Genomic DNA, 25,803 nt, shown 5'->3' on the forward strand with positions numbered 1-25,803 from the left:
GCTTGTAGGTATGACTTCCCGCCGTATCGCCACCTTGATGGTGCATACCTCACCGCTTGATCAAGCGGGTACTGGCGATGCTGGTGGAATGAATATCTACGTCTGTGAAGCTGCGCAGAACATGGCGGCGATGGGTGTGCAGGTAGATATCTTTACGCGTCGAACAAATAACGAAGTTGCTGATGTTGTTGAAGTGGCACCAGGCGTGCGCGTTATTCAACTCAATGTTGGGCCAGTATCTGGCGTAACAAAAGAATTATTGCCGAAGTTGATTCCCGACTTACCTGCAGCATTCAAAGAAGCGTTGCTTGCTACTCGTTACGACATCATTCATTCGCATTATTGGATTAGCGGCAAGGTCGCGATGCCAGTTGCGAAAGAGCTCAATATTCCTTTGGTGCACACGATGCACACGATGGCGCGAGTAAAGAATTTAAATTTGGCTGAAGGGGAAGTTCCTGAGCCAATGATTCGCGTGCAAGGTGAAACCCAGGTGGTTGCTGCAGCTGATGCGCTGGTTGCCAATACAGATGCTGAAGCTGCCAGCTTGGTATCTCTCTACGAAGCATGCCCAGATAATGTTTTAGTTGTAAGCCCTGGTGTGAACCTGAAGGTATTTACACCGGGTGCGGGTCGTATGGCTGCTCGTGAGGTTGTGGGCCTTGATAAAGATTCACACATCATCACCTTTGTGGGCCGTATTCAGCCACATAAGGGCCCCGAGGTATTGATTAGATCGATTGCTGAACTTGTTTCGCACTCACCGCATCTGCGTACCAAGTTGATTACCAACATCATTGGTGGCGCATCAGGTGCGAACCAATCAGAAGTTGAACGATTGAAAGAGTTAACAACCTGGCTTGGTATTGATGATGTTGTTCGCTTCGCACCACCTGTTCCTCGTGAAGAACTTCCTCAGTGGTATCGCGCATCAGATTTGGTCTGCGTGCCAAGTTATTCAGAAAGCTTTGGTCTTGTAGCTCTTGAAGCACAGGCATGTGGCACACCTGTTGTAGCTACTGCCGTGGGTGGGCTTCGTACAGCAGTTGCTGACGGTATTTCAGGCGTACTTGTTGATGGACATGATCCACGTGCGTGGTCATCTGTTTTGGCTCGTTTGCTGCAAGAACCACAGCGCCGGGTGCTGCTTTCCATGGGTGCAATCGAACATGCATCGCACTTTGGTTGGGATGCAACATCGCGCGGAACTCTAGACATTTATGACCGTGTTTTAACTGCACGTGCAGAACAAGCGAAGAACATCGGCTAAATGGCACTTGATGCCCGCGAGGTGATTGAGGATTTCCTTCAATCCCATGATTTAGATTTCGACCGCTCAGATGCAAATACCTTCATGGTGACGTTGCCTGGTGAGAATAAGTTGCAGACTCATTGCGCGCTGATTGTCGGCGATCACTCTTTGAGTATTAACGCTTTTGTGATTCGCAAACCAGATACCCATGAAGACGCAGTGCATAAGTGGTGCATGGCAAAGAATGCTGCGATGTATGGGGTTGCCTTTGCGATTAATGAATTAGGCGATATCTACTTGGTGGGGCGCTTGCCACTGGATGCCGTGAATGCGAAAGAGATTGACCGCTTGATTGGTTCGGTTCTGCAGTATTCGGATTCATCATTTAATCCGCTTTTGGAATTGGGATTTGCAGATGCAATTCGCCGTGAATGGGCTTGGCGAGTAAGTCGTGGTGAATCTCTGGCGAATCTTGAGGCATTCAAGCACCTCGTGTAATTCTGTTTGCTGATGTGAGAGAATTCGCCTTATGTCGAACTTCAAACTAATCCTCCTGCGCCATGGCGAATCCGAATGGAATGCCCTCAATCTCTTTACTGGTTGGGTCGATGTCAGACTCTCTGAAAAAGGCATCGCTGAAGCTGCACGCGGTGGAAAGTTATTGGCAGAGCGCGGGTTGCTGCCCGATGTAGTTCACACATCTTTGTTGCGCCGTGCGATCCACACATCGCAGTTGGCTCTTGATTCATGCGATCGCCACTGGATCCCAGTGAAGCGTTCATGGCGTCTTAACGAGCGTCACTACGGCGCTCTTCAGGGCAAGGACAAGGCGCAGACCTTGGCTGAATACGGCGAAGAGCAATTTATGTTGTGGCGTCGCTCGTATGACACCCCACCACCGCTGATTGAAAAGGGTTCTGAGTTCTCGCAAGATGCCGATCCACGTTACGCAGATCTAGGTGCAGATCTGCCACTGACTGAGTGCCTGAAAGATGTTGTGGTTCGCATGGTTCCGTACTGGACCGAATCAATCATTCCTGACCTCAAGAGCGGCAAGACAGTGCTTGTGACTGCTCACGGCAACTCATTGCGTGCATTGGTAAAGCACCTTGAGGGTATCTCTGATGAAGATATTGCAGGTTTGAATATTCCTACAGGAATTCCACTGCTCTATGAATTAGATGCAGATTTCAAGCCGGTAAAAGCTGGCGGCGAATACTTAGATCCTGCAGCTGCTGCTGAAGCAATTACAGCTGTTGCGAATCAGGGTAAGAAGTAAAAGTTACTTTGTAACGTTTGCATAATCATCGCGCTTGTCGCGGATGATTGCATTGACGGTGACTACGCCAGCGCGAGCAAAGGCAAGCTGCAGTTGAACATTGCGTCCAGCTTGTGCGCCAACTCCTGCAAAGACAGCCTTTGATGTTGCTTGTTCGCCTTCAAAGCGAAGTGGCTGGTTCTTCACAAGGTTCTGCTCGCCAGAAATTGTTGCTGAAGTTCCGCCTGCTGAAATTCCAAGGAGCGCATCGTTCTCGTCCATGTAGTTAACGATTGTTCCGACAACTACTGCTGAACCATCTTCAGTTGCGACGAGCAAGAGGTTTGTAATGGAGAGGTCGTTTCCATCTGTCTTCACCATTGCTTCAGCACCATCTGTTACCTGCTTGATCAAACGTGTTGAAGCGTTTGGACCAGCACCTGAACATGCTGTCAATGAGAGAGCAAGTGCAGATGTAATGAGTGCAATTGAGAAGTTCTTAATATGTGGACGACGCATGGGGCAAATTATCGCATGTCAAATAAGCGTTATTTGACGCTGGTTTAGGGCAGATAACTGGGGTTTTCGATGTCAGTGATGGCTGGTAGAATTGGACGTCTAACGAAGGGCAATACATGACATTCAAGGTCGGCGAAACCGTTGTTTATCCCCATCACGGAGCAGCTCTTATCGAGGCAATCGAAACTCGAGTAATTAAGGGCGAAGAGAAGACCTACCTAGTTCTCAAGGTTGCTCAGGGCGACCTCACTGTGCGCGTACCTGCAGATAATGTAGATCTCGTCGGTGTCCGCGATGTCGTCGATTCAGCTGGCCTCGATCGTGTATTTAACGTACTTCGTCAGCCATATACCGAAGAGCCAACAAACTGGTCACGTCGCTATAAGGCAAACCTCGAAAAGCTTGCATCCGGAGATGTCATTAAGGTCGCAGAAGTTGTGCGCGATCTCTACCGTCGCGATCTCGATCGTGGACTCTCTGCCGGTGAAAAGCGCATGCTCGCCAAGGCGAAGCAGATTCTCGTCTCTGAGCTCGCACTTGCCGAGCGCACAGATGAAGAGAAGGCTGCAACTCTCCTTGACGAGGTTCTCGCTTCGTAATTTAGTAACACTGTCATCATGATCGCCGCAATCGTCGCTGCTGCAGGTAGTGGCGAACGCTTCGGTGCGCCAATTCCTAAAGCGCTCATTCAACTTGGCGATCGCACACTCCTTGAACATGCAGTCTCTTCACTTTCGGCTGTGGTTGATCAGATTGTTGTTACGGCTCCTGCTGGTTTCGAAGATCAAATTCGCTCACTCGTTGGTGATGCAGTCACTGTTGTTACTGGTGGTGCTACTCGCTCTGATTCAGTGCGCGCAGGTCTTGCGGCAATTAGCGATGCAGAGTTTGTTTTGGTTCACGATGCAGCGCGTGCGCTGGCAACGCGCGAATTAGCTGCTTCAGTTGTTGCAGCTTTGAAGTCTGGGGATGTAGCTGTGGTTCCAGCACTTCCTGTTGTCGATACTCTGCAGAACGTTGGCGCAGATGGTTATGTTGTTAACGCAGTTGATAGAGCACCGCTTCGTCGAATTCAAACACCACAAGGTTTTTCATATTCAGTGCTGAACGCAATTCATCAGGGTGCGCAAGATGCGACAGATGATTCAACTCTGGCGCTCAATGCGGGCCACAAGGTGCGCGTTATTGCTGGTGAAGAACGAGCCCTGAAAATTACAACTCCTTCAGACTTAGCAACAGCTCTTACATTCTTAGGAGATGCCACAACATTTAGTACTGGTGTTGGCGTTGATGCACATGCATTTGGCGAAGGACGCGAGCTCTGGCTTGCAGGTCTTCATTGGCCTGATGAAGTTGGCGTTGATGGTCACTCTGATGGCGATGTGGCTGCTCATGCAATCTGCGATGCGCTCTTTGCAGCAACTGGCCTTGGCGATTTAGGTAGCAACTTCGGAACATCGCGTCCTGAATATGCGGGCGCATCTGGCGTTACTTTGCTGAAAGAGACCTTGTCGATTATTTCTAAGGGTCGATATTCGATCTCGCATGTATCTGTGCAGATCATCGGCAACCGTCCGCGCATCGGTGCTCGTCGAGCCGAAGCTATCGCGACGCTTTCGCAGGCACTGGGTGGGGCAGAGGTTGCCATCCTTGCAACAACTACCGATGGAATGGGCCTTACCGGTGAAGGCAAGGGCATTGCAGCGATTGCATCTGCGCTAGTTATTAAGAACGCTTAAGTAAAGATAGAATTGCCTAATGAGTTCGCTATCTTTATATGACACGCTAACGCGAACCACCTCTGAATTTGTTCCCCTGAAAAAGGGCGAAGTTGGTATCTATCTCTGCGGTGCAACTGTTCAAGCGCCTCCCCATATCGGCCATGTGCGCTCTGGCGTTAACTTCGACATCTTGCGTCGCTGGTTAACAAAGTCTGGTTACAACGTCACATTTATCCGTAACGTCACAGATATCGATGACAAGATTTTGCATAAGGCAGTGCATGAAGAGATGCCTTGGTGGGCAGTTGCAATGAAGTACGAGCGTGCATTTACCGATGCATATGCAGCCCTTAACGTTTTGCCGCCAACATATGAACCACGCGCTACAGGACACGTCACTCAGATGATCGAACTCATGCAGTTGCTCATTGAAAAGGGCGCTGCATACGCACCTGGTAATGGCGATGTCTATCTCGAAGTCCGCAAGCTTTCGTCTTACCTAACTCTTTCTCGTCAGAAGCTTGATGATCTACAACCAGCAGCTGATGCTGATGAGACTTATAAGAAAGATCCACGCGACTTTGCTTTATGGAAAGCTGCAAAACCCGGAGATCCGTCATGGCCAACTCCGTGGGGACCAGGTCGTCCTGGATGGCACCTCGAATGTTCTGCGATGGCACATCAGTATTTAGGTGAAGCATTTGATATCCACGGTGGTGGACTCGATTTGATCTTCCCTCACCACGAGAACGAGATTGCACAATCTGAAGCAGCTGGCTTTGCCTTTGCTAAGCGCTGGTTACATAACGCGTGGGTGACCGCGTCCGGTGAAAAGATGTCGAAGTCATTGGGTAACTCGCTTCAGGTTCATGAATTGCTGAAGAGCGTTCGCGGAATCGAACTTCGTTGGTATTTGGGCTCTGCTCACTACCGTTCGATGCTCGAGTTCTCACATGAAGCACTTGCAGAATCTGCAACAGCGTTTCGTCGCATCGAAGGTTTCTTAACTCGTTCAGTTGAAATTCTTGGTACTCAGCCAACACCGGTTATTAGCCAGGCATTTACCGATGCGATGAATGATGATTTAGCCGTGCCAACAGCACTTGCTTCAATATCTGAAGCGCTGCGCACAGGAAATAGCGCGATTACTGCAGGAGATCAGGCTGTTATTGCATCGGCTGCCAATGAAATCCGCGGTGCTCTAGAAGTCCTTGGCTGCGACCCATTTGATCCAGCTTTTGCAACTGCAGCTGCTGGTGAAGATATGACTGCAGCCCTTGATGGCGTTATTCAGTTGGCACTTGCTCAGCGCACAGCAGCGCGCGAGCGTAAAGATTTTGCGGCATCGGATTCAATTCGCGATGGCTTAGCTGCACTTGGAATTACTATTGAAGACACTGCACAAGGGCCACGTTGGTCAATCTCTAGAGATGGAAAATAACAATGGCCGGTAATGCAAAACCTCGCGGTGCAGTTCGTAAATCTAAGAAGGGCCCATCTGCTGGTACTGGCGGAAACAATAAGCGCCGTCTTGAAGGTAAGGGACCAACACCTAAGGCTGAAGACCGTCCTTATCACGCAGCTGCCAAGCGTAAGAAGGCTGCAGAAAAGTCTGCTGCAAAGAAGCCAGCGACAACTCGTAAGTTTTCAAAGGGCGATGCACCACGTGGTGAAATCGTTGCAGGTCGTAACGCAGTTCTAGAAGCGCTTCGTGAATCTGTTCCAGCAACTGAACTCTTGGTTGCACGCAGCATCGATGTCGATGATCGCGTTGCTGAATCGCTGCAGATTGCTTTGAACCACGGACTTTCGATCCGTGAAGCACACCGTGCCGAAGTCGAAGGAATTTCACCAAACAGCCAAGGAATCATCCTTGCAATTAAGCCTTACCAATATTCCTCATTTGAAGAGATTGTTCAGCGCGCAAAGAATCCAATGTTGCTCGTTGCACTCGATGGCGTAACAGATCCACGTAACTTGGGAGCGATTGTTCGCTCTGCGGCTGCTTTCGGTGCATCAGGTGTATTGATGACAGAACGTCGCGCTGCTGGAATGACTGCGTCCGCTTGGAAATCTTCTGCCGGAGCTGCTGCTCGTCTACCAATCGCTCAGGTAACAAACCTTGCTCGCACAATCGATGAAGCGAAGAAGCTGGGCTGCTTTATTGTCGGTCTTGATGGCGAATCAGATGTCGCTATCGCAGATATGAAGGTTGCTACTGAAAAACTCATGATTATCGTGGGTTCTGAAGGCAAGGGGCTTGCTCGCCTTACCCGCGAAAAGTGCGACCTGATTGTCTCTATTCCAATCAGCGCATCAACTGAATCACTTAACGCATCTGTTGCAACATCAATTGCTTTGTACGCAGTAGATGAGGCTCGCCGTAAGGGCTAAGGCGTAGGTAGATAACAATGGCATTTCAACGTTTCATCGTCTGCGGAGATTCATACTCTGAAGGAATGACTGATGAAGTCGTAGATGGCAAATACCGCGGATGGGCAGATCGCGTAGCTGATGTCATGGCAGAAGCTCATGCTGATTTCACTTATATGAACTTGGCTGTGCGCGGAAAACTTATCGGCCAAGTTGTAGAAGATCAGGTGCCAACTGCACTTGCCTTTGTTACAGGCTCTGACACCTTGGTTTCATTCCACGCAGGAGCTAATGATGCGCTCCGTCCTGGATATCAGGCATCGATTGCTATTCCGTTGTATCAAGAAGCAGTGCGCTTGATTGCAAAATCGGGTGCAACTCTGATGCTCTTTACCGTTCTCGAAAACACAGGCAATAAAGGTAAAGGTTCTGAAATTTGGGAGAAGCGATTCTCTGAATTTAATAAAGGTGTTCGCGCTGTGGGCGCTGAAGTTGGTGCGATTGTTGTTGATGCCAACCAAGAGAAGTTCTTTAGTGATCGCCGCTTCTTAGCTTTTGATCGCCTGCACTTAAATGCTGAAGGTCATAAGCGATGCGCCGATGCAGTTCTTGAGCGGCTTGATCTTCCATTTGATCCAGGTTGGCGCACACCGTTGCCACCAGAGAAGAAAACTCCGTGGATTATTGAAAAGGGCGTCACCGTTGCATGGTTCTTTGTCTTTGCTTTGCCGTGGATCTTCAGACGTATCCGCGGCAAATCATCTGGCGATGGGCGTAGTGCTAAATACCCAACGCCGGTTAAATGGAGCGAACGGTCCAGGTAAAGCTATAGGTACCGCCAGATACTAGGTATGCAGGCAGGGTATCTGGACCACAGGAAGCTGTTCCAACACCGCGGTGTGCAGCATCGATATGAACAATGGTGTTTCCTGTTGGAACTAGCTCAACATCGTGCGTTGCATCAGCAAGCTGTGCGGCTCTAAAAGGTGTTGCAGATACCTGACGTGGTTTATCTAGATCAATACGAACGCCGTGGCCTTCGTTATTGGTGAGTGCAAACCAACGAACTCCGGCATGGCCGCCATTTTCTTGTGGGCGAACATATGGAACATATTGGTCTGCAACTGTTGAAACCCACTGGTGGATGCGTCCAATCTTGCGATCTGGGTAGGTTTCATTAGCGCCAGTACCGAAGTAGGTGTAGTTGCTCAGTGCGCCATCGATTTCGAAGTTGATACCAACACGTGCCAAGTCTTCGAATTGCTTTGGAACCGTGATGGTCTCCTTAACTGAATATCCGCCAGCAACTGGTGTGACAAGTTGTACCTGCTTGATCTTGAAGCCGGTGCTTGTCTTCCATTCACTCGTTACCTTGTATGACTTAGCACTTTCAGTGATGGTGCAATCTGTGCGCTCGAGATCGCGAACTCCGTAACGCTCCCACTTAGATGCAATCTGTGCGATGCGATCGTTATCTGTTGGTGCGCGCCACAATGAAAGTTCTGGGGCGAATACTCCGTAAGGAATCTGAATCTCGCCAGCATCATCAACTGCATTTTCAAATAGCTCTGATGTCTTGGCAGTTCCAATTGTTTCCTTACGTGAAGGAAGCGCGAATTGGTTCCAGCCGACTTCATGTCCTGCTGGTGCCCAATCGGTGCGGTTCTTCTGCACGATTGTGAAGTTGATGAATCGTTCGCCAGTTCCATCTGGCTTAAGAAGCGCCTTTGATTTGATTGCAATCTTGGCACTCTTCTGCGGAGCAATCTGTGGCAGTACAACTTTGCCGCTATCGATTACTTCTCCGTTGCGGTTGATGCTCCAAAAGGCTTCAAAATCAGCTAAATCTTTGAAGTATTGGCGGTTGGTAACAGTGAAAGATCCAGTTGATGCCTTGGTTGTTGAGATAACAACGGGAGATGCAATCGCTTTCATCTCATGCATTGCAGGCTTTGGTGTTCGATCAGGGAAGACCATTCCATCGCAGACAAAGTTTCCATCGTGGCGAGTTTCGCCGAAGTCCCCGCCGTATGCAGAACGCTTAGAACCGTCAGCGAGCGTCTGTTCGATTCCGTGGTCCCAGAATTCCCAGATGAATCCACCTTGCAAGCCAGGAGTTGAATGGATCGCATCCCAATATTCCTTGAGATTTCCATTGGAGTTACCCATTGCATGTGAGTACTCGCACATAATCAATGGTCGATCTTGGCGACCTGATTTAGCGTAAGAAAGAATTGCCTTGATTGATGGATACATCGGGCTAACGACATCAGTCATTGAGTGACCGCCGCGCCAATCTCCGTTGATGCCACCTTCGTAGTGAAGTGGGCGTGAAGGATCGAGCGCGCGAGCAAATGCTGCAGCTGCTTCATGGTTCTTGCCGCGACCTGATTCATTTCCGAGTGACCAGAAGATGACGCATGGGTGGTGCATATCGCGCTGGACCATACGGCCTACGCGCTCGACGAAAGCAGATGCGTAACGTGGATCATTTGAGATTGAATCGTAGAAAGCGTGGGATTCAATGTTTGCTTCGTCGATTACGTAAAAACCGAGTTCATCGCAGAGATCGTAGAATGCTGGATCATTTGGATAGTGCGATGTGCGCACTGCGTTGAAGTTCCAACGCTTCATTTCGAGCAAGTCCTGGCGCATATCTTCACGGCTTAGAACACGACCTGTGTGGCGGTTGAAGTCGTGGCGGTTAACTCCGTAGATGTAAATCAATTTGCCGTTGACCAAGAGTTCGCGACCCTTGATTACAACCGAGCGGAAACCGATGCGTTGTTGTGAAACTTCAACGACGGTGCCGTTAGGGCTCACGAGCTCGATGCGAAGTGTGTATAAATTAGGGGTTTCAGCAGACCAGGCAGCGACCTTTGGAATCGTAGTTTCGAGCACGATTCGGCCAGGCCATGGCTGCTTAATTGCTTCAAGGGCCAAACGATCGCTTTCCGGCATATTGCCATCCCAGAATTCGCCAGCAAAGTGCTTACGGTTGGCGTTGATCATCTCTGCTGTCATCTCGGTCCAGATAGGAGCGACATGCTTCTTGAGCGTCTGCGAAAGCTGAGCGCTCTTTACCTTAGGCAACTCTTCAATCGATGTGCGAAGTGTGTAGCCATCTGTCGCCTTGCCATTGATGGAACCGATGATTGCTTCAACTTTCAAAGTACCGGTTGTGCCATCTGCCTTAAGCCCTGCAGTTGTTGCAAACTTTTCAATGAAGACGTGTTCTGTTGCATAGAGCTTTACTGAACGAGTGATGCCACCGTGCCACCACTGATCTTGATCTTCAATGTATGTGGCATCAGACCACTTGGTCACGGCAATACGCATCACGTTGCGATCACGCTTTACAACAGAAGTAATGTCGAATTCTGCGGCAAGACGTGAATCCTTGGTCATACCAACTTCAACGCCGTTGACTGTAATGACTGCAACAGATTCAAATCCGCCTAAGTGCAAAACAACGCGCTTGTTATCCCATGAAAGAGGTAAGTCGAAGTCGCGCTCGTAAATTCCTGTTGGGTTCTCTTGCGGAACTTCTGGTGCAATGTGATCCCATGGCATCTGCACGTTTGTGTAAATAGGCTTATCAAAAAATACATCGCTCGTTGGTTGCATCGTCCACAATCCAGGAACCGGAATCTTGCTCCAACGCTTGCGCACGTTCTCGGTTGGTGAGTGCAGTAGCTGGAAGCGCCAAGTGCCATCTAGTGAAAGAGTTTCGAAGTGCTCGATATGAAGCATTCCAAGTCGGTTGATTGAATTTGTCTCGGGGCTCATCCAGTAGTTAGGCAACATGTCGGCAATCCTCTCACCCCACTGCGCTTAAATGAATGTAAAAAAAGGTCACGAAAAGGTTGCTTTTTAGGGTGAAAATCTACGATTTTTACAATCTGCCAATAACTGCCATAATTACGCCCGCAGTACGCCTCCCTAGCTCAGTGGTAGAGCAGCTCACTTGTAATGAGCAGGTCATCCGTTCAATCCGGATGGGGGGCTCCAGTATTACTCCATCGATTACGGAAGGAGTCACAATGTCTAATAACTCATTTCCTCACGAATCTTTCGATGATCTCTTGGCAGCAAATGCTGAATACCAGAAGACATTTAAATACTCCGGACTTACAGGTTCAGCTGCAAAAGGCTTAGCAATCGTCACCTGTATGGACTCACGTATCAATCCATTGTCAGTCATTGGATTGCGATCAGGAGATGCCAAGATTCTTCGCAACGCAGGAGCTCGAGTCACAGAAGACGTAATTCGTACCTTGGTTCTTGCTACCTATCTTCTCAACGTCAATCGCATCTTGGTGATGCCACATACTGATTGCAAGATGGCTGAAAATGATGAAGCTGATTTCCATAAGCTGATTGATGAGCAATATGGCGTCAACACATCAAGTCTTGAATTTCGCACATCGCGCGATCAGCGTGGATCTCTTGCAAGCGATTTAAACCGTATTCGTTCTTACCCATTGTTGCGCGAAGGCGTTGTTGTTGCTGGCGCTATTTACGATGTAAAGACAGGAACAATCGAACCTTTTGAAGGTTAATTAATTTGCAGGGTTAGTTCTGCGAATTGGCATTTTGGTAATTGGATAACTTAAATCTTCCAAGAACTCTCTAATCAATAGCTGAACCAGAGCTGGTTTTTCCTTCACTAGGCCATGTGAAGTTCCAGGAAGAATCGCCAGCTGGCCAAGTGGAATATTCTCAAAGAGTTCGATGGTGTGGGTATGTGCGATGACATCGTCATCACCTGCCATAACCAGTACTGGGCACTCGATATTGTGCAGATCCTTGCTTGTTAAATTCGGTTCGCTGTGCCAAATTGCCATCATGCGCACAATCTTTTCGGCCAGAGTCTCTGGTGCATCTGGCGAGGTTTGGTTGTATTCAGCTTGATCTTCAGCTGAAACAACGCCATCAAAGTCAGGTAGCGGCAAGGTACCGCTGTGGTGAAAGTTTGCTCCCAGTGTGACAACAGAACGAACTAAGTCAGGGCGTCTAATTGCAACAAGGAGCGCGATGATGCCACCGTCGCTATACCCGATGAGATGTGCTGGTTCTGTTACAACAGTTTCCAAATAAGCGATTGCTTCTTTAACTTGGTAATCAAAGTGCAAGCTACCTTCGCGATCACCGGTGAAACCATGTGCGGTGCGGTCGTATCCAAAGACATGGAATTGATCTTCGATGGCAGGAAGCATGTTCTGATCCCAATGCGATGTCTGGCTTAAACCACCGTGGAGCAATAAGACTGCTTCGCCATTGTTATCCCATTCGTATGAATAGACCTGATGGCCATCAACGTTTAGGTATTGCGGCATTGTTAGAGCGTATCCATGATGTGGCGGTTGCCGCGATCGAATGTGAGGTAGTTCCAAGTCCAGTCAGCGATAGTGCCGATCTTGTTACGTCCACCTAAGAGATAGAACAAGTGAAGCCATAACCATGCGTACCAAGCGAGTGGGCCTGACATTCTAAATTTACCGACTTCAACAACTGCTTTGTGGCGACCGATAGTGGCCATCGAGCCCTTATCAATATATTTAAATGGCTTCAGAGCAACACCAGCATGCTTGCGCAGGATCTGCTTTGCAACCCACTTACCTTGCTGCATCGCAACCGGTGCAACCATTGGATAGAAGCGTCCATCAGCGTTCTTGGAACCGTTGATATCACCAATCGCCCAGATATTTGGATAGTGATTTACTTCCAAGTTTTCATCGGTATCAATACGTGAACCGACGATGGGAAGATTCAAGAGCCCTGCAGTTGGTTCACCTTTAACGCCAGCCGCCCAGATTGTTACTTCAGCTGGAATCGGTTCGCCTTCTTTAAGAATGATTTTGCGCGATTGAATTTCGCGCACTGCCGTATTGGTCTTAACGAAGACGCCCAACTTATGAAGATCTGATTCTGCGCGAGCAGATAACTTCTCGCTAAACATTGGAAGGATGCGCGGGCCAGCTTCAATCAAGTAGATATCGATGTGGTTGGCAGCGTGTGCGAGATCGTTCTTCAGTGGTCCGCGCTTTAGCTCGGCAAGAGCGCCAGCCATCTCAACACCTGTGGGTCCGCCACCAACGACAGCAATTGATAGGCGAGTGTCATCTTCGAAGCGGGCCAAGTCTTCAAAGCGGCGCATTACTTCTGCGCGAATAGTGATTGCCTCGTTCACACTCTTCATACCAAGGCCATGTTCGACAACACCGGGAACTCCGAAGTCAGCAGTTGCTGAACCGAGTGCAACGATCAAGTGATCGAATTCGAGAGTTTCAGATGAATCAAGTTTGACGGTCTTGTTCTTGTGATCAACTGAGATAGGTGAACCCATACGGAATTTGATTCCGGTCTTGCGAAGGGCTCCGCGTACTGGGTGAACTACGTGATCGGCAGCAAGGCCAGCAGTTGATACCTGATACAAAAGAGGTAAGAAAGTTTGGAAGTTATGGCGGTCGACGACGGTGACATCGGCCTCTTTAGATAGCGCTTTTGCTGCTCCAAGCCCACCGAAGCCGGCTCCGAGAATGACAACGCGCGGTCGAGTAGAAGAAGGCATGGGGTAAGTCTAGGCTGACTTACATGGATACGCAGAACCGACTCTTTCTCGTTACCGGTGCATCCGGTTATGTAGGCGGGCGTCTGGTGCGCGATTTATTGGGCGATGGCAAGAAAGTGCGCGTGCTCGTGCGCGATGCAAAGAAGATTCAAGGCCAAAGTTGGGCCAATGCAGTTGAAATTATCGAGGGCAATGCAAGTAATTCGCAAGACCTCGATCGCGCGCTCGCTGGTGTGCACACTGCTTATTACTTGCTGCACTCAATTAACGTTGCAACAGATTTCGGAGATATCGAAGCTGCGATGGCAAAAGGTTTTGCAGAGTCCGCGCAACGTCAAAACGTTGCCCAAATTATTTATCTTGGTGGAATCGCAAATGATGAAAATCGCAGCCGCCATTTAACTTCTCGCATGAATACCGGAACACAGTTGGCATCAACATCTGTTCCAGTTCTTGAACTTCGCGCTGGAATCATTATTGGTTCGGGTTCTGCATCCTTTGAAATGTTGCGCCACTTGACGCACCGCTTACCTATTATGACAACCCCAAAATGGGTATCAAATCGCACGCAGCCAATCGCTATTCGCGATGTTCTGTACTACCTGCGCAACGTAGCTAACCTTGAAAAACCCGTAAGCCGCATCTGCGATATCGGGGGACCCGAGGTCGTTACCTATGCAGTCATGATGCAGAAGTTTGCTGAGATTTCAGGACTTCGTAAGCGCAAGATTATTCAAGTGCCAGTGCTTACTCCCAAGCTATCTAGTTTGTGGATTGGCTTTGTAACCCCAGTGCCAACATCACTTGCGCGCCCTTTGGTTGAATCACTGATTAGCGAAGTTGTTGTTGATTCGCGTAAGACAATTACCGATTTAATCCCGCTTCCATCAGAAGGTCTGCTCACTGTTTCGCAAGCGATTCAATTGGCTCTTACTCGTACTGCCGAAAACTCAGTAGATACACGTTGGTCTGATGCTGCATTTCCAACAGCTCCTTGGCAGAAAGCGCAGAGCGATCCTGATTGGGCAGGCGAACTCACTTTGAAAGACCATCGCGAAATTACAACGGAAGCATCGATTGCAAAAGTCTGGGAACAGATTGAAGGAATCGGCGGAGAACGCGGATGGTTCGGTTCTGGTTGGTTGTGGTACTTGCGTGGCGTTCTCGATCGCATTGTTGGTGGAGTTGGTCTTCGTCGCGGTCGACGCGATCCGCAACATTTACGTATCGGTGACAGTTTAGATTTCTGGCGCGTTGAAGGTTTGGAACATGGAAAACATCTGCGCCTCTATGCCGAAATGATTCTGCCTGGAAAAGCGTGGCTCGAATTTAATCTCACCGAAAAAGATGGCCAGACTGTTGTTACTCAAGATGCTCTCTTTGAACCTCGCGGATTAGGTGGCCAGATTTATTGGTATGTGGTCTCGCCATTTCACTTCTTCATCTTTCCGACGATGCTTCGCAATATTGTGAAGGCCGCCCGAAAATCATAAGTGCGCGCTAAATCCCACACTTTTTAGAAACTCCAATCTAAGATTGCCCACATGTCAGCGCTCGAGAACCCAGGAACTACAGGTTCGACTTTGACTGACCTCGAAACTCGTATCCTCGACTTCGAACGTAACTGGTGGCGTTTTGCCGGCGCGAAAGAGACTGCAATCAAAGAGCTCTTCGACCTCACAGCCCCTCGTTACTACCAACTGCTCAACGACCTCATCGATCGTGATGATGCCCTCGAGGCCTCTCCGATGCTGGTGAAGCGCCTTCGCCGCCTGCGTGAAGCCCGCATGCAGGCCCGTTCAGCCCGCTAAAGCCCCTCACTCCACCCTCTCGTTTTGCTAGGGGGAATAAACCCGTCTAGATTTGGCGTTAGCACTCGAGGGTCGAGAGTGATAATTCGGCCCAGTTTCAATCGATACATAGGAGCTAACAACTATGGCAAAGATGATTGCCTTTAATGAAGAAGCCCGCCGCGGTCTAGAGCGCGGAATGAACGTACTCGCTGATGCAGTCAAGGTAACCCTTGGACCCCGCGGACGTAACGTCGTACTTGAAAAGAAGTGGGGATCACCAACAATTACTAACGATGGCGTATCCATCGCTAAAGATATTGAACTTGATGATCCATGGGAAAAGATCGGCGCAGAGCTCGTTAAGGAAGTTGCTAAGAAGACAGATGATGTCGCAGGCGATGGAACAACGACAGCAACCGTTCTTGCTCAGGCGCTCGTTCGCGAAGGTCTTCGCAACGTTGCAGCTGGATCAAACCCAATGGCGCTTAAGCGCGGAATCGAGAAGGCAGTAGCTGCCATCGTGACCGAGCTCGGTGCAATGTCGAAGAGCGTTGATTCAAAGGAACAGATCGCAGCAACTGCATCAATTTCTGCAGCGGATGCGACTATCGGCGAGATGATCGCTGAAGCGATGGATAAGGTCGGCAAGGAAGGCGTTATCACTGTTGAAGAGTCAAATACTTTTGGACTCGAACTCGAACTCACCGAAGGTATGCGTTTCGATAAGGGTTACGTTTCACCATATTTCGTAACAGATACAGATCGCATGGAAGCAGTTCTTGAAGATGCTTACATCTTGATCACAAGCAACAAGATTGCAAATATCAAGGAGCTCGTACCTGTACTTGAGAAGGTCATGCAATCTGGTAAGCCACTTGCAATCCTCGCTGAAGATATTGAAGGCGAAGCACTTGCAACTCTCGTTGTTAACAAGATCAAGGGAACATTTAAGTCAGCAGCTGTTAAGGCTCCAGGCTTTGGAGATCGTCGTAAGGCGATGCTTCAGGACATTGCAATCCTTACAGGTGCAACAGTGATCTCTGACGAAGTTGGTCTCAAGCTAGAAACAGCTGGACTTGAACTTCTAGGTCGCGCTCGCAAGGTTGTTATTTCTAAGGATGAAACAACAATCATCGAAGGTCTCGGAGATGAAGCGCAGCTCAAGGGCCGCGTTACACAGATCCGTACTGAAATCGAAAACTCAGATTCAGATTACGACAAGGAAAAGCTTCAAGAGCGCCTTGCAAAGCTCGCTGGTGGAGTTGCTGTCATCAAGGCAGGAGCTGCAACAGAAGTTGAACTCAAGGAGCGCAAGCACCGCATCGAAGATGCTGTTCGTAACGCAAAGGCTGCAGTAGAAGAAGGAATTGTCGCCGGTGGTGGCGTTGCACTTCTTCAGGCAGCAACTGCAGCATTTAAGAAGCTCAAGCTTGAAGGCGATGAAGCAACTGGTGCAAAGATCGTCGAACTTTCAATCGAAGCTCCACTCAAGCAGATTGCGGTTAACGCAGGTCTTGAAGGCGGAGTTATCGTTGAGAAGGTTCGTAACCTCGAAGCAGGTTTCGGTCTCAACGCAGCAACTGGAGAATATGTAGACATGATCAAGGCTGGCATCATCGATCCAGCTAAGGTCACACGTTCTGCACTTCAGAATGCAGCATCAATCGCAGCTCTCTTTATTACAACAGAGGCAGTGATTACAGATAAGCCAGAACCAAAGTCAGCGAACGCAATGCCACAAGGTGGCGGGGACATGGACTTCTAAGTTCACGCGTAATTAGTTACAGAAGGCCCTCGAGATTAACGTCTCGGGGGCCTTCTGCTTTACGATTAGAACATGAAGACATTTGATGCAGAACTCGTTGCACGCAACGCCGCCTTGGCTGAAGCGGAATTTGCAACACAGGTTGGCGACTTTGTCTCAGTTGAATTCGATGATGAAAATCGCGTAGCTACATATTTATTCGTTGCAGATATCGCCGGATACCGCGGATGGCGCTGGTGCGTCACCGTTGCAAAGGTTGATGAAGAAGCAGCTCCAACTATCTGCGATCTCGTTGTTATTCCTGGTCCTGATTCACTCATGGCACCAGATCATGTTCCTTATATGGATCGCATCCTTCCTGAAGATATTCAGCCAGGTGTCATCGTTCCAAGCGTTCTTGAAGATACTCGTCTTGTTCCTGGTGTTAACGCACTTGTCCAAGATGAAGGACTTGATGCAACAGAAGTATTTGATCTTGGTCTTATGCGTCCACGTGTTCTATCTATCGAAGGTCGCGATCAAGCAAGTAAGCGTTGGTACACAGGCGATCGCGGACCGAATACTCCGTTGGCACAAGGTGCACCAAAGCCATGTGCTTCATGTGGTTTCTTCTTGCCGATTGCAGGTTCACTTCGATCATCATTCGGTGTCTGCGCCAATGCGATTGCACCAGATGATGCACGCGTAGTTTCAGTCGACCACGGCTGCGGCGCTCATAGCGAAGCGACCTTGTGAAGCCGAGCAAATAGGAATAGCGAAGCGACTTTGTAAGCCCACTTACGCGTAAAACCCAGTAGCAAGGCCTTCGCTAAGTGCGATAAATTAGCCCCCTGTCCGAATCCCCCCGGCTCGCATGATTAAACGAGTACCGCAAATTTAAGGAGTAAGTGCAATGCCTACAGGAAAAGTTAAATGGTTTTCCCTTGAAAAAGGTTTTGGCTTCATTGCATCCGATGAAGGCGAAGATGTTTATCTCGCGTCATCAGCACTTCCTGAAGGCGTTTCAACAGTAAAGCCAGGCACCAAGCTTGAGTTCTCTGTGATTGATTCACGTAAGGGACCACAGGCAATGTCTGTGCACATCATCGATGCACCAGTTTCTCTTGCAGAAAATTCACGTGTTAACAACGATGATTTGGCTGCGATGATTGAAGACACCATCAAGATTCTTGATCGCGTTGGAAATGGTCTCCGTAATGGACGTCATCCATCAGGTCCTGAAGCTGAACGTCTTGGCCGCGTATTGCGCGGAATTGCTTCTCAGTTAGAAGCTTAAATACCGGTACGGCGTGAACGTCGTATTGAGTAACGAATTCCTGTTGTACCTAAAACTGCGCCAACGACGCATGTCCAAATAATCTTCGATTCAGCACCAACTGCAATCGCAACAACTCCTGCGGCAAGCCAGCAGATAACGCCGATAGCGATTAGAGTTACAACAGCTTTGATATTTGAGCCTTGTTGGTCCAATGACATAAGAGAAGAGTAATGCGAATTAAGGTCAATGAGAACGGAAACTGGCGCTCATTTCGCCATCGCAATTTCCGCATCCTCTTTCCTGCAAATGCTCTCTCCAATATCGGCACATGGGCGCAGCGCGTTGCGCAAGATTGGTTAGTCCTCGAACTCACCGATAACAATGGCTTCTATCTTGGTCTCGTTACTGCAATTCAATTCGCACCTGTGCTGCTCTTTAGCTTGCAAGGTGGAGCGATGGCAGATCGCGTCGATAAGCGAAAGTTATTGATCTGGACAAATATCGTTGCAGCCCTTGCTTGTTATGCGCTCGGAATCCTTGTTGTCGCCGAAGTAATTCAGCTCTGGCATGTATTTGCATGTGCGGCCATCTTAGGTATTTCATCAGCGCTCGACGCACCTATTCGCCAGAGCTTTACCTCAGAAATCGTGGGGCATTCTGATGTTGCAAACGCTGTAAGCCTGAATTCAGCTAACTTCAATGCAGGCCGCCTTGTTGGCCCTGCGTTATCTGGCTTCCTTATTGCGCGATTCAGCACTGGTCCTTCATTTCTGATTAATGCGACCACCTATCTCTTTGTAATTCTTTCGCTGCTCTTTATGCGCTCATCTGATTTCTTTATTCAGAAGAAGGAAGAGACACTCGGAACAATTCGCGAAGGTCTTCGCTATGCCAAAGCACGACCAGATTTATATGTCGTTATGGCGTTGGTTTTCTTTGCAGCCACCTTCGGCCTTAACTTTCAAATCTTTAATGCGCTGATGGCTTCAAAAGAATTCGGTAAGGGCCCTGCAGAATTTGGTCTGCTTGGCACATATATTGCGGTGGGCTCGTTATCAGGTGCGCTACTCAGTGCCCGTCTTGAACGATTTAGAAATGCCAAGTTGGTCATTAAGTTAGGTGTTTGGTTCTCAATCGTCGTCATCGTCCTATCAGTTATGCCGACCTACACCTGGTACTCACTCTGGTTACCTATCTGCGGAATTTCTGCACTGACAATGTTGATTAGCGCTAACTCATATGTACAGGTCAATAGCGATCCCGCTGTGCGTGGACGCGTGATGGGAATTTATCTCTTGGTCTTTATGGGCGGAACACCGCTTGGCTCAATGCTCATTGGCTATCTCACCGAGGCGCTTGGAACTCGCGAAACAATTGCGATGTGTGGTGGCTTCTCGTTATTGATGTGCGCACTTATCTGGTTCTTCTTCAACGATAAAGTTGAACGTCCAGATGATCTACGTGTTTCTAGCGTCCTACGACAATAAGAAGAACGAGGCCAACCAGAGTTAGCGCTGTGATCAAACGGCGGCTCTTATAGTTCAACTTCTTCCTCCACATGTGAAGGCACAAACTGCACTGTTAAGTACGCGATAAGAATCAGTACCGGAACCATGATGTAAGCGCGTGAAATACCGAAAGCATCGCCCAATACGCCGAGCAAGAATGGCGCTCCACCGATTGCAAGGCCCGCACCCAAAGATGCTTTACCAATAGCTAAATCAGGGCGGTGTTCGCTTAAACCAATCATGCGAAGTGAACCCAGTGCGAATTGGCTTGAAATACCAAGGCCTGCAGCAAGTAGTGCGATGAAGCTGAGCAATAGATTATGTGAGAACCAGAGAACTGCGAAACCAATAAATTGCACGCCAATGATGATGATCAACTGTTGATCAGGGTGCCAACGCTTAAGGATGCGACCCCAGAACCAGCGACCGAGTCCCATACCGGTACCGAGCGCTGCAATTACAAGAGTTGAGATAGCAGGAGATGAATCGGTGCGATCGATAACGAGTGCTGCAGCCCAGAACGATGTGGCGAATTCGCTAGAGATCATGGCGACGAAACCGATCCATGAGATCCAGAACTTCAGTGAGAGTTTTCCTGATTGAGGACCATGTTCACTTGGTACATGCTCTTCTGGGCTCTTATCTCGCATGACAAAGTAGAGGAAAGCAGCAAGTGGTAAAGCTAGCAATAGACCGAAGCGCCACAGGTCGCGATACGCAGTTGCAATACTTCCAACAATGAGAGTTCCGGTGACGTAACCAGCGGACGCGATTGCATTTGCCTGCATGATTGCCACAGATGAAATTTTCTTGTCATAGTGAGCATTAAGAGATGTAACAAAGTTATTAATGACTATTGAAATTCCAATGCCCGTGATCAACGCTGCAGTAATTGTTACTGGAACTGCCGTTGACGATACAAAGGTAATTAGTCCTACGGAGAAGACGCCGATTCCAATCCAGCCTGTTTGTCCGCGACCAAAGCGGTGAACAAGATGAGGATTAGCAAAGCCGGCAATGATTGAAGCTAAGCCAAGTGCGGTTCCATGAAGCCCAGCAATTGTGAGCGATGTGCCTTGATCTGCGCGCAGCAATGGCTGAGAAGGGCCGAAGCCACCTAAGAAGATATTTACAACGACAGTCTGTAAAGCGATTGTCCAGAAGTACCTATCGCGTTTGATGAGGTGCGGCATTAGAGATTTGAAACGACGAAGTCGATAGATGCTGTCAAAGCATCGATATCAGCTGGGTCGATTGCAGGAAACATTCCGATGCGAAGCTGGTTCTTACCAAGCTTGCGATATGGCTCTGTATCCACAATTCCATTTGCACGAAGCGCTGCTGCAACCTTTGTTGCATCAATTGCATCGTCGAAGTTAATTGTTCCAACAACCTTTGAACGCTGTGCAGGATCAACTACGAATGGTGTTGTGTAGCTGGTCTTCTCAGCCCATCCATAAAGGCGTGATGCTGAATCTGCGCTACGACCTGCTGCGAACTTAAGTCCACCGTTAGCGTTCATCCACTTGATCTGCTCGTCGAGCAACATCAAAGTAACAAGAGCTGGTGTGTTGTAAGTCTGATCAAGGCGTGAGTTTTCGATTGCTGTTCCCAGATCGAAGAATGCTGGGATCCAGCGGCCTGATGCCTTGATCTTCTCTGCGCGTGCAATTGCAGCTGGGCTCATAAGTGCAAGCCACAATCCTCCATCGGAAGCGAATGACTTCTGTGGCGCGAAGTAATAGGTATCGAATTCTTTTGCATCCACTTCAAGTCCGCCTGCAGCAGAAGTTGCATCGACGAGAACGAGTGCGCCATCTGTTCCTGCTGGGCGCTTGATAGGCATTGCAACACCAGTTGATGTTTCGTTATGAGTAAGTGCGTAAACATCGATACCCGCTTCAGCAACTGCTGCTGGGTGAGTGCCTGGCTCTGACTTTATAACTGTTGGCTCGCCAAGGAATGGTGCTTCCTTTGCAGCTGATGCGAACTTTGAAGAGAATTCGCCGAAAACTAAGTGCTGTGAGCGATCTTCAATGAGACCAAATGTTGCGATATCCCAGAACGCTGTTGATCCACCGTTGCCGAGAATTACTTCATAACCTTCAGGCAATGAGAAGAGTGAGTTAAGTCCTTCACGAACGCTCTTCACCACATTCTTTACCGGCTTCTGTCGGTGTGATGTTCCGAGAATGTAATTGCTTCCTGGCGCAGTCAACGAAGCAAGTGCTTCGGGACGAATCTTTGATGGACCACAACCAAAACGACCATCTTTTGGCTTGAGATTATCTGGAATAACGATGTCTGCGCTCATGAGCTAAGACTACGGGTAGTACCTATGTACCGCCCAATCCGAATTGATGTTAGCCCGCTCATAGCGCAAGCGATCATGCAGGCGTGAGTAACGGCCCTGCCAGAATTCAATATTGACCGGCGTCACACGATATCCGCCCCACTGCGGTGGGCATGGAACCGTTGTTCCTTCGGGCCACTTCTCTGCTGCGCCTTTGAAACGTTGTTCAAGTTCTTCGCGAGATGCAAGGGGCGCAGATTGCGCAGATGCCCATGCACCAATCTGTGAAGACCATGGACGGGTTGCAAAGTAATCTTCAGATTCTTCACGTTCAATCTTTTCTGCAAATCCACTAATCGAAACTTGGCGCTCCATTGCATACCAAGGAAAGAGCAGAGTGACGTGCGAATTCAATTCAATCGCTTGTCCTTTGCGAGATCCATAATTAGTGAAGAATGTAAATCCGCCTTGCGAAACATCTTTCAATAAAACTGTGCGAGTTGTGATTGCATCCGCGCCGCTTGCATCGGTGCCAAGAGTTGAGAGCACCATCGCATTTGCTTCGACGATAAAGGCGTTGGCGGCAGCTTCAGTCAGCCAAGAGTGGAAGGCGGCAAAGGGATCGTCAGGCAGAGATTCGAGGCCGACCTCGCCATAAGAGCGGCGCATTGCGCGGATGGCATCGCGTTGAAGTTGTGGCTCGTTTTCGCTCATGGATGTATCGAACCTCACTTTCGTCATGAGTGCATCCCCGCTTCCTTTGGTGGAAAGCACCCCTGCGGGAGGTGCAGAATTGCCCACAGGATTACCAGAGGGAGCTCACCGTGTCAGATGATTTCAAGCCAGGTCTTGAAGGCGTAATTGCATTCGAATCAGAGATTGCAGAGCCAGATAAAGAAGGTAGCGCGCTTCGTTACCGTGGCGTTGATATCGATGATCTCGTAGGTCGCGTCTCATTCGGAAACGTATGGGGACTTCTCGTTGATGACATCTTCAATCCAGGTCTTCCTAATGCTGAACCATTCCCACTTCCTGTTCACTCAGGCGATGTTCGCGTAGATATTCAATCCGCGATTGCAATGCTTGCTCCAGCATGGGGCTTTAAGCCACTTCTCGATATTTCAGATGAAGAAGCACGTAGCAATCTTGCACGTACTTCAGTCATGGTTCTTTCATACCTGGCACAAGCTGCTCGCGGAATTGTTTCTCCAATGGTTCCTGAATCAGAAGTTGATAAGGCACACACAGTTGTCGAGCGCATGATGATTCGTTGGCGTGGAGAGCCAGATCCACTTCACGTTCGTGCAATCGATGCGTACTTCGTATCTGCTGCAGAACACGGAATGAATGCATCAACATTTACAGGTCGCGTTATTGCATCAACTGGTGCAGATGTTTGCGCAGCACTTTCTGGTGCAATCGGTGCAATGTCAGGTCCACTTCACGGTGGCGCACCATCACGTGTATTGCACATGATTGAAGAAGTAGAAAAGACTGGCAATGCCGAGGCATACGTCAAGGGACTTCTTGATCGTAAGGAACGTCTTATGGGATTCGGTCACCGCGTATACCGCGCTGAAGATCCACGTGCACGCACACTTCGTCGTACAGCTAAAGAACTTAACGCTCCACGTTACGCAGTTGCTGAAGCACTCGAGCAAGCAGCACTTAAGGAACTTCGCGAGCGTCAACCAGATCGCGTTCTTGAAACAAACGTTGAATTCTGGGCTGCAATCATCTTGGACTTCGCACAAGTTCCAGCGCCACTCTTTACTTCAATGTTTACCGCTGCACGTACTGCTGGATGGTCTGCACACATCCTCGAGCAGAAGCGCACTGGTCGCTTGATTCGTCCATCAGCTCGCTACGTCGGAAAGGCTCCTCGTAAGCCTGAAGATGTAACTGGCTGGGATGCTTCTGTCGAGCAACTTCACAAGTAACTAAGTAGTCTCGCACCATGCGAAATATCGTCTGGTTCCGTCGAGACTTACGAATCGGTGATCATCCAGCGCTCGTTGCTGCCCTCGAAGGCGCCGACGAAATCGTTCCGGTATTTATCCTCGATAAAGAACAGATCAGCGAAGCCGGTAGCAAGTTACTTGCTTACATGAGTAATTCTCTGCGCGCACTCGATGAATCTTTGGGCAATCGCTTACACATCATCGAAGGTGATCAAGTTGAAGTTCTCAAAGAACTTATTGCTCTCTATGACGTTAAAGAAGTTCATATCTCAACCGAATACGAACGTTATGGCGCAGAACGCGATGCCCGCGTTGAAGCTGCAGGTATCCCACTCGTTCGCACTGGAAGTCCTTACGCAGTAGCTCCGGGACGTGTTGTTAAGCCAAGTGATGCGACGCCATACAAGGTCTACACACCTTTCTATAAAGCATGGTGCGCACATGGTTGGCGTGCACCTGCAAAGACTCCGAAAGAGATTAAAGCTCCAAAGCCTTCAGATAAGTACCGCGCATTCCCTGACTTTCCTGTTCCTGCAGGAACGACAATCATTGAAGCAGGCGAAGCTGCAGCACTCAAGCGCTTTAAGGAATTTACTAAAGATGGTCTCGATAGCTATGACGAGAACCGTAATTTTGCCGGCATTGATGGCACTTCAAAGATGAGTAGCTACCTAAAATTCGGCGAGATCCACCCGCGCACGCTTCTTGCTAATTTAGGCGAAAGCAAAGCGCACGACACTTTCCGCAAAGAGATTGCTTGGCGCGAGTTTTATGCCGATGTTCTCTTTAACAATCCGCATACAGATACCGATTACTACGCACCCAAGTTTAAAGAGATGCGTTATGACAAGCCGGGTGCACAGTTCAAAGCTTGGTGTGAAGGCAAGACTGGCTATCCATTTGTTGATGCTGCAATGCGCCAATTAGTTGTCGAGGGGTGGATGCATAACCGCACTCGCATGGTCGTTGCCTCATTCTTAGTAAAAGATCTCCACCTCGAATGGCAGTTAGGTGAACGTTTCTTTGCAGAGCACCTCACCGATTACGACCCAGCATCAAATGCTCACGGTTGGCAATGGACCGCAGGCACTGGCACCGATGCATCTCCGTATTACCGCGTCTTCAACCCCATCGAACAAGGTCGTCGTTTCGATGAAAATGGCGATTACATTCGCAAATATGTTGCAGAACTGGCTCACTTATGTGCTGCAGAAATTCACGAACCTTGGCTTTTCTTAGATGGTTATTCACATGGATACCCAGAACGCATCGTTGATCACGCGGTAGAACGCATTGAATCTCTCGAAAGGCTAAAAGAGATTAAGGCTGATAAGCCAGAACAACCAGAACGTAAATAGTAGAAATTACTATTTGCAAGTTATTTGCAATTTTACAATCACGATTGGCTTCTCTATCTTTCTCACTAATTAGTTTCTAGCGAGAGGTGGTCACGATGTTCTTCATTAAGCGTCGCGTTATTGACTACTGCCGCATCACCAGCACCAGCTGCTGTCTCTAAGTTTCACCT

Annotated in this window: 25 protein-coding genes and 1 tRNA gene; 18 read left to right on the plus strand and 8 right to left on the minus strand. The window is 48.9% G+C overall.

Features of this window, described 5'->3' with window-relative positions; genetic code table 11:
- Positions 1-10: 10 nt before the first annotated feature.
- The 3 genes from mshA to A1sIA56_RS00380 are packed head-to-tail and all read left to right on the plus strand — an operon-like array spanning position 11 to position 2,531.
- Entirely contained in the window at positions 11-1,270 is a 1,260-nt protein-coding gene (gene mshA, locus A1sIA56_RS00370) for a D-inositol-3-phosphate glycosyltransferase (RefSeq protein ID WP_223298439.1), read from the plus strand.
- Complete coding sequence (locus A1sIA56_RS00375) at positions 1,271-1,750, plus strand: type III secretion system chaperone family protein (RefSeq protein ID WP_095672995.1); 480 nt, start codon at positions 1,271-1,273, stop codon at positions 1,748-1,750. It abuts the gene before it with no gap.
- A 31-nt stretch (positions 1,751-1,781) separates the two neighbouring features.
- The gene (locus A1sIA56_RS00380) at positions 1,782-2,531 is read left to right on the plus strand and encodes a phosphoglyceromutase (RefSeq protein ID WP_095672996.1); all 750 of its coding nucleotides are present in this window, start codon (positions 1,782-1,784) and stop codon (positions 2,529-2,531) included.
- A 3-nt stretch (positions 2,532-2,534) separates the two neighbouring features.
- Here A1sIA56_RS00380 and A1sIA56_RS00385 read toward each other — a convergent pair whose 3' ends face one another.
- Positions 2,535-3,029: a hypothetical protein gene (locus tag A1sIA56_RS00385; protein ID WP_095672997.1), complete on the minus strand. Its 495-nt coding sequence runs from the start codon at positions 3,027-3,029 to the stop codon at positions 2,535-2,537.
- Positions 3,030-3,145: 116 nt separating this feature from the next.
- On the opposite strand from A1sIA56_RS00385, the gene A1sIA56_RS00390 reads away from it, so the two are divergent.
- From A1sIA56_RS00390 to A1sIA56_RS00410, 5 genes are read left to right on the plus strand one after another with little or no spacing between them, the layout of a single operon-like run.
- Positions 3,146-3,628: a CarD family transcriptional regulator gene (locus A1sIA56_RS00390; RefSeq protein ID WP_095530736.1), complete on the plus strand. Its 483-nt coding sequence runs from the start codon at positions 3,146-3,148 to the stop codon at positions 3,626-3,628.
- Between the two features lie 18 nt (positions 3,629-3,646).
- Complete coding sequence (gene ispD / locus A1sIA56_RS00395; RefSeq protein ID WP_095672998.1) at positions 3,647-4,768, plus strand: 2-C-methyl-D-erythritol 4-phosphate cytidylyltransferase; 1,122 nt, start codon at positions 3,647-3,649, stop codon at positions 4,766-4,768.
- A gap of 19 nt (positions 4,769-4,787) precedes the next feature.
- Positions 4,788-6,191: a cysteine--tRNA ligase gene (gene cysS / locus A1sIA56_RS00400; protein ID WP_095672999.1), complete on the plus strand. Its 1,404-nt coding sequence runs from the start codon at positions 4,788-4,790 to the stop codon at positions 6,189-6,191.
- Between the two features lie 2 nt (positions 6,192-6,193).
- Entirely contained in the window at positions 6,194-7,144 is a 951-nt protein-coding gene (gene rlmB, locus A1sIA56_RS00405) for a 23S rRNA (guanosine(2251)-2'-O)-methyltransferase RlmB (protein WP_095673000.1), read from the plus strand.
- A 17-nt stretch (positions 7,145-7,161) separates the two neighbouring features.
- Complete coding sequence (locus A1sIA56_RS00410; RefSeq protein WP_095673001.1) at positions 7,162-7,947, plus strand: SGNH/GDSL hydrolase family protein; 786 nt, start codon at positions 7,162-7,164, stop codon at positions 7,945-7,947.
- On the opposite strand, the gene A1sIA56_RS00415 is transcribed toward A1sIA56_RS00410, so the two are convergent.
- A complete protein-coding gene (locus A1sIA56_RS00415) occupies positions 7,922-10,930 on the minus strand; it encodes a glycoside hydrolase family 2 TIM barrel-domain containing protein (RefSeq protein ID WP_095673002.1) in 3,009 nt (1,002 codons plus the stop codon). The genes A1sIA56_RS00410 and A1sIA56_RS00415 overlap by 26 nt on opposite strands.
- A gap of 129 nt (positions 10,931-11,059) precedes the next feature.
- Here A1sIA56_RS00415 and A1sIA56_RS00420 point away from each other — a divergent pair.
- Positions 11,060-11,134: transfer RNA gene (locus tag A1sIA56_RS00420), tRNA-Thr, on the plus strand.
- A 32-nt stretch (positions 11,135-11,166) separates the two neighbouring features.
- Positions 11,167-11,685: a beta-class carbonic anhydrase gene (locus tag A1sIA56_RS00425; protein WP_095673003.1), complete on the plus strand. Its 519-nt coding sequence runs from the start codon at positions 11,167-11,169 to the stop codon at positions 11,683-11,685.
- On the opposite strand, the gene A1sIA56_RS00430 is transcribed toward A1sIA56_RS00425, so the two are convergent.
- Together A1sIA56_RS00430 and A1sIA56_RS00435 are read right to left on the minus strand one after the other, a co-directional pair.
- The gene (locus A1sIA56_RS00430) at positions 11,686-12,462 is read right to left on the minus strand and encodes an alpha/beta fold hydrolase (protein WP_095673004.1); all 777 of its coding nucleotides are present in this window, start codon (positions 12,460-12,462) and stop codon (positions 11,686-11,688) included.
- A 2-nt stretch (positions 12,463-12,464) separates the two neighbouring features.
- The gene (locus A1sIA56_RS00435) at positions 12,465-13,697 is read right to left on the minus strand and encodes an NAD(P)/FAD-dependent oxidoreductase (RefSeq protein ID WP_095673005.1); all 1,233 of its coding nucleotides are present in this window, start codon (positions 13,695-13,697) and stop codon (positions 12,465-12,467) included.
- A gap of 23 nt (positions 13,698-13,720) precedes the next feature.
- Here A1sIA56_RS00435 and A1sIA56_RS00440 point away from each other — a divergent pair, with 23 nt between their 5' ends.
- The 5 genes from A1sIA56_RS00440 to A1sIA56_RS00460 all read left to right on the plus strand — a co-directional run bounded on the left by A1sIA56_RS00440 (position 13,721) and on the right by A1sIA56_RS00460 (position 18,531).
- On the plus strand, positions 13,721-15,190 hold the full coding sequence (locus A1sIA56_RS00440; RefSeq protein ID WP_095673006.1) for an SDR family oxidoreductase: 1,470 nt from the start codon (positions 13,721-13,723) through the stop codon (positions 15,188-15,190).
- A gap of 51 nt (positions 15,191-15,241) precedes the next feature.
- Entirely contained in the window at positions 15,242-15,508 is a 267-nt protein-coding gene (locus A1sIA56_RS00445; RefSeq protein ID WP_095673007.1) for a DUF3263 domain-containing protein, read from the plus strand.
- A 124-nt stretch (positions 15,509-15,632) separates the two neighbouring features.
- The gene (gene groL / locus A1sIA56_RS00450; protein ID WP_095673008.1) at positions 15,633-17,255 is read left to right on the plus strand and encodes a chaperonin GroEL; all 1,623 of its coding nucleotides are present in this window, start codon (positions 15,633-15,635) and stop codon (positions 17,253-17,255) included.
- 72 nt (positions 17,256-17,327) lie between these two features.
- The gene (locus A1sIA56_RS00455) at positions 17,328-17,990 is read left to right on the plus strand and encodes a DUF3027 domain-containing protein (protein ID WP_095673009.1); all 663 of its coding nucleotides are present in this window, start codon (positions 17,328-17,330) and stop codon (positions 17,988-17,990) included.
- Positions 17,991-18,147: 157 nt separating this feature from the next.
- The gene (locus tag A1sIA56_RS00460) at positions 18,148-18,531 is read left to right on the plus strand and encodes a cold-shock protein (protein WP_095673010.1); all 384 of its coding nucleotides are present in this window, start codon (positions 18,148-18,150) and stop codon (positions 18,529-18,531) included.
- On the opposite strand, the gene A1sIA56_RS00465 is transcribed toward A1sIA56_RS00460, so the two are convergent.
- Entirely contained in the window at positions 18,528-18,731 is a 204-nt protein-coding gene (locus tag A1sIA56_RS00465; protein WP_095673011.1) for a DUF2530 domain-containing protein, read from the minus strand. The two genes, A1sIA56_RS00460 and A1sIA56_RS00465, sit on opposite strands and share 4 nt — an antisense overlap.
- Positions 18,732-18,743: 12 nt before the next feature.
- Here A1sIA56_RS00465 and A1sIA56_RS00470 point away from each other — a divergent pair, with 12 nt between their 5' ends.
- Positions 18,744-20,000 carry an MFS transporter gene (locus A1sIA56_RS00470; RefSeq protein WP_095673012.1) on the plus strand — a complete coding sequence of 419 codons (1,257 nt, stop codon included), beginning with the start codon at positions 18,744-18,746 and terminating at the stop codon, positions 19,998-20,000.
- 47 nt (positions 20,001-20,047) lie between these two features.
- Here the strand turns inward: A1sIA56_RS00470 and A1sIA56_RS00475 are convergent, their stop codons facing one another.
- Genes A1sIA56_RS00475 through pdxH form a run of 3 tightly spaced genes read right to left on the minus strand, consistent with a single transcriptional unit; the run spans position 20,048 to position 23,028 of the window.
- Positions 20,048-21,214 carry an MFS transporter gene (locus tag A1sIA56_RS00475; RefSeq protein ID WP_095673013.1) on the minus strand — a complete coding sequence of 389 codons (1,167 nt, stop codon included), beginning with the start codon at positions 21,212-21,214 and terminating at the stop codon, positions 20,048-20,050.
- Positions 21,214-22,335, minus strand: a complete 1,122-nt coding sequence (serC, locus tag A1sIA56_RS00480) for a phosphoserine transaminase (protein ID WP_095673014.1) — start codon at positions 22,333-22,335, stop codon at positions 21,214-21,216. Before serC ends, A1sIA56_RS00475 begins: the two co-directional genes overlap by 1 nt.
- A gap of 9 nt (positions 22,336-22,344) precedes the next feature.
- Complete coding sequence (gene pdxH / locus A1sIA56_RS00485) at positions 22,345-23,028, minus strand: pyridoxamine 5'-phosphate oxidase (RefSeq protein WP_095673015.1); 684 nt, start codon at positions 23,026-23,028, stop codon at positions 22,345-22,347.
- 110 nt (positions 23,029-23,138) lie between these two features.
- On the opposite strand from pdxH, the gene A1sIA56_RS00490 reads away from it, so the two are divergent.
- Positions 23,139-24,254: a citrate synthase 2 gene (locus tag A1sIA56_RS00490; RefSeq protein ID WP_095673016.1), complete on the plus strand. Its 1,116-nt coding sequence runs from the start codon at positions 23,139-23,141 to the stop codon at positions 24,252-24,254.
- Between the two features lie 17 nt (positions 24,255-24,271).
- A complete protein-coding gene (locus A1sIA56_RS00495; protein ID WP_095673017.1) occupies positions 24,272-25,633 on the plus strand; it encodes a cryptochrome/photolyase family protein in 1,362 nt (453 codons plus the stop codon).
- The last annotated feature ends 170 nt before the right edge of the window (positions 25,634-25,803 follow it).

Source organism: Candidatus Planktophila sulfonica (assembly GCF_002288065.1).
Classification (GTDB): domain Bacteria; phylum Actinomycetota; class Actinomycetes; order Nanopelagicales; family Nanopelagicaceae; genus Planktophila; species Planktophila sulfonica.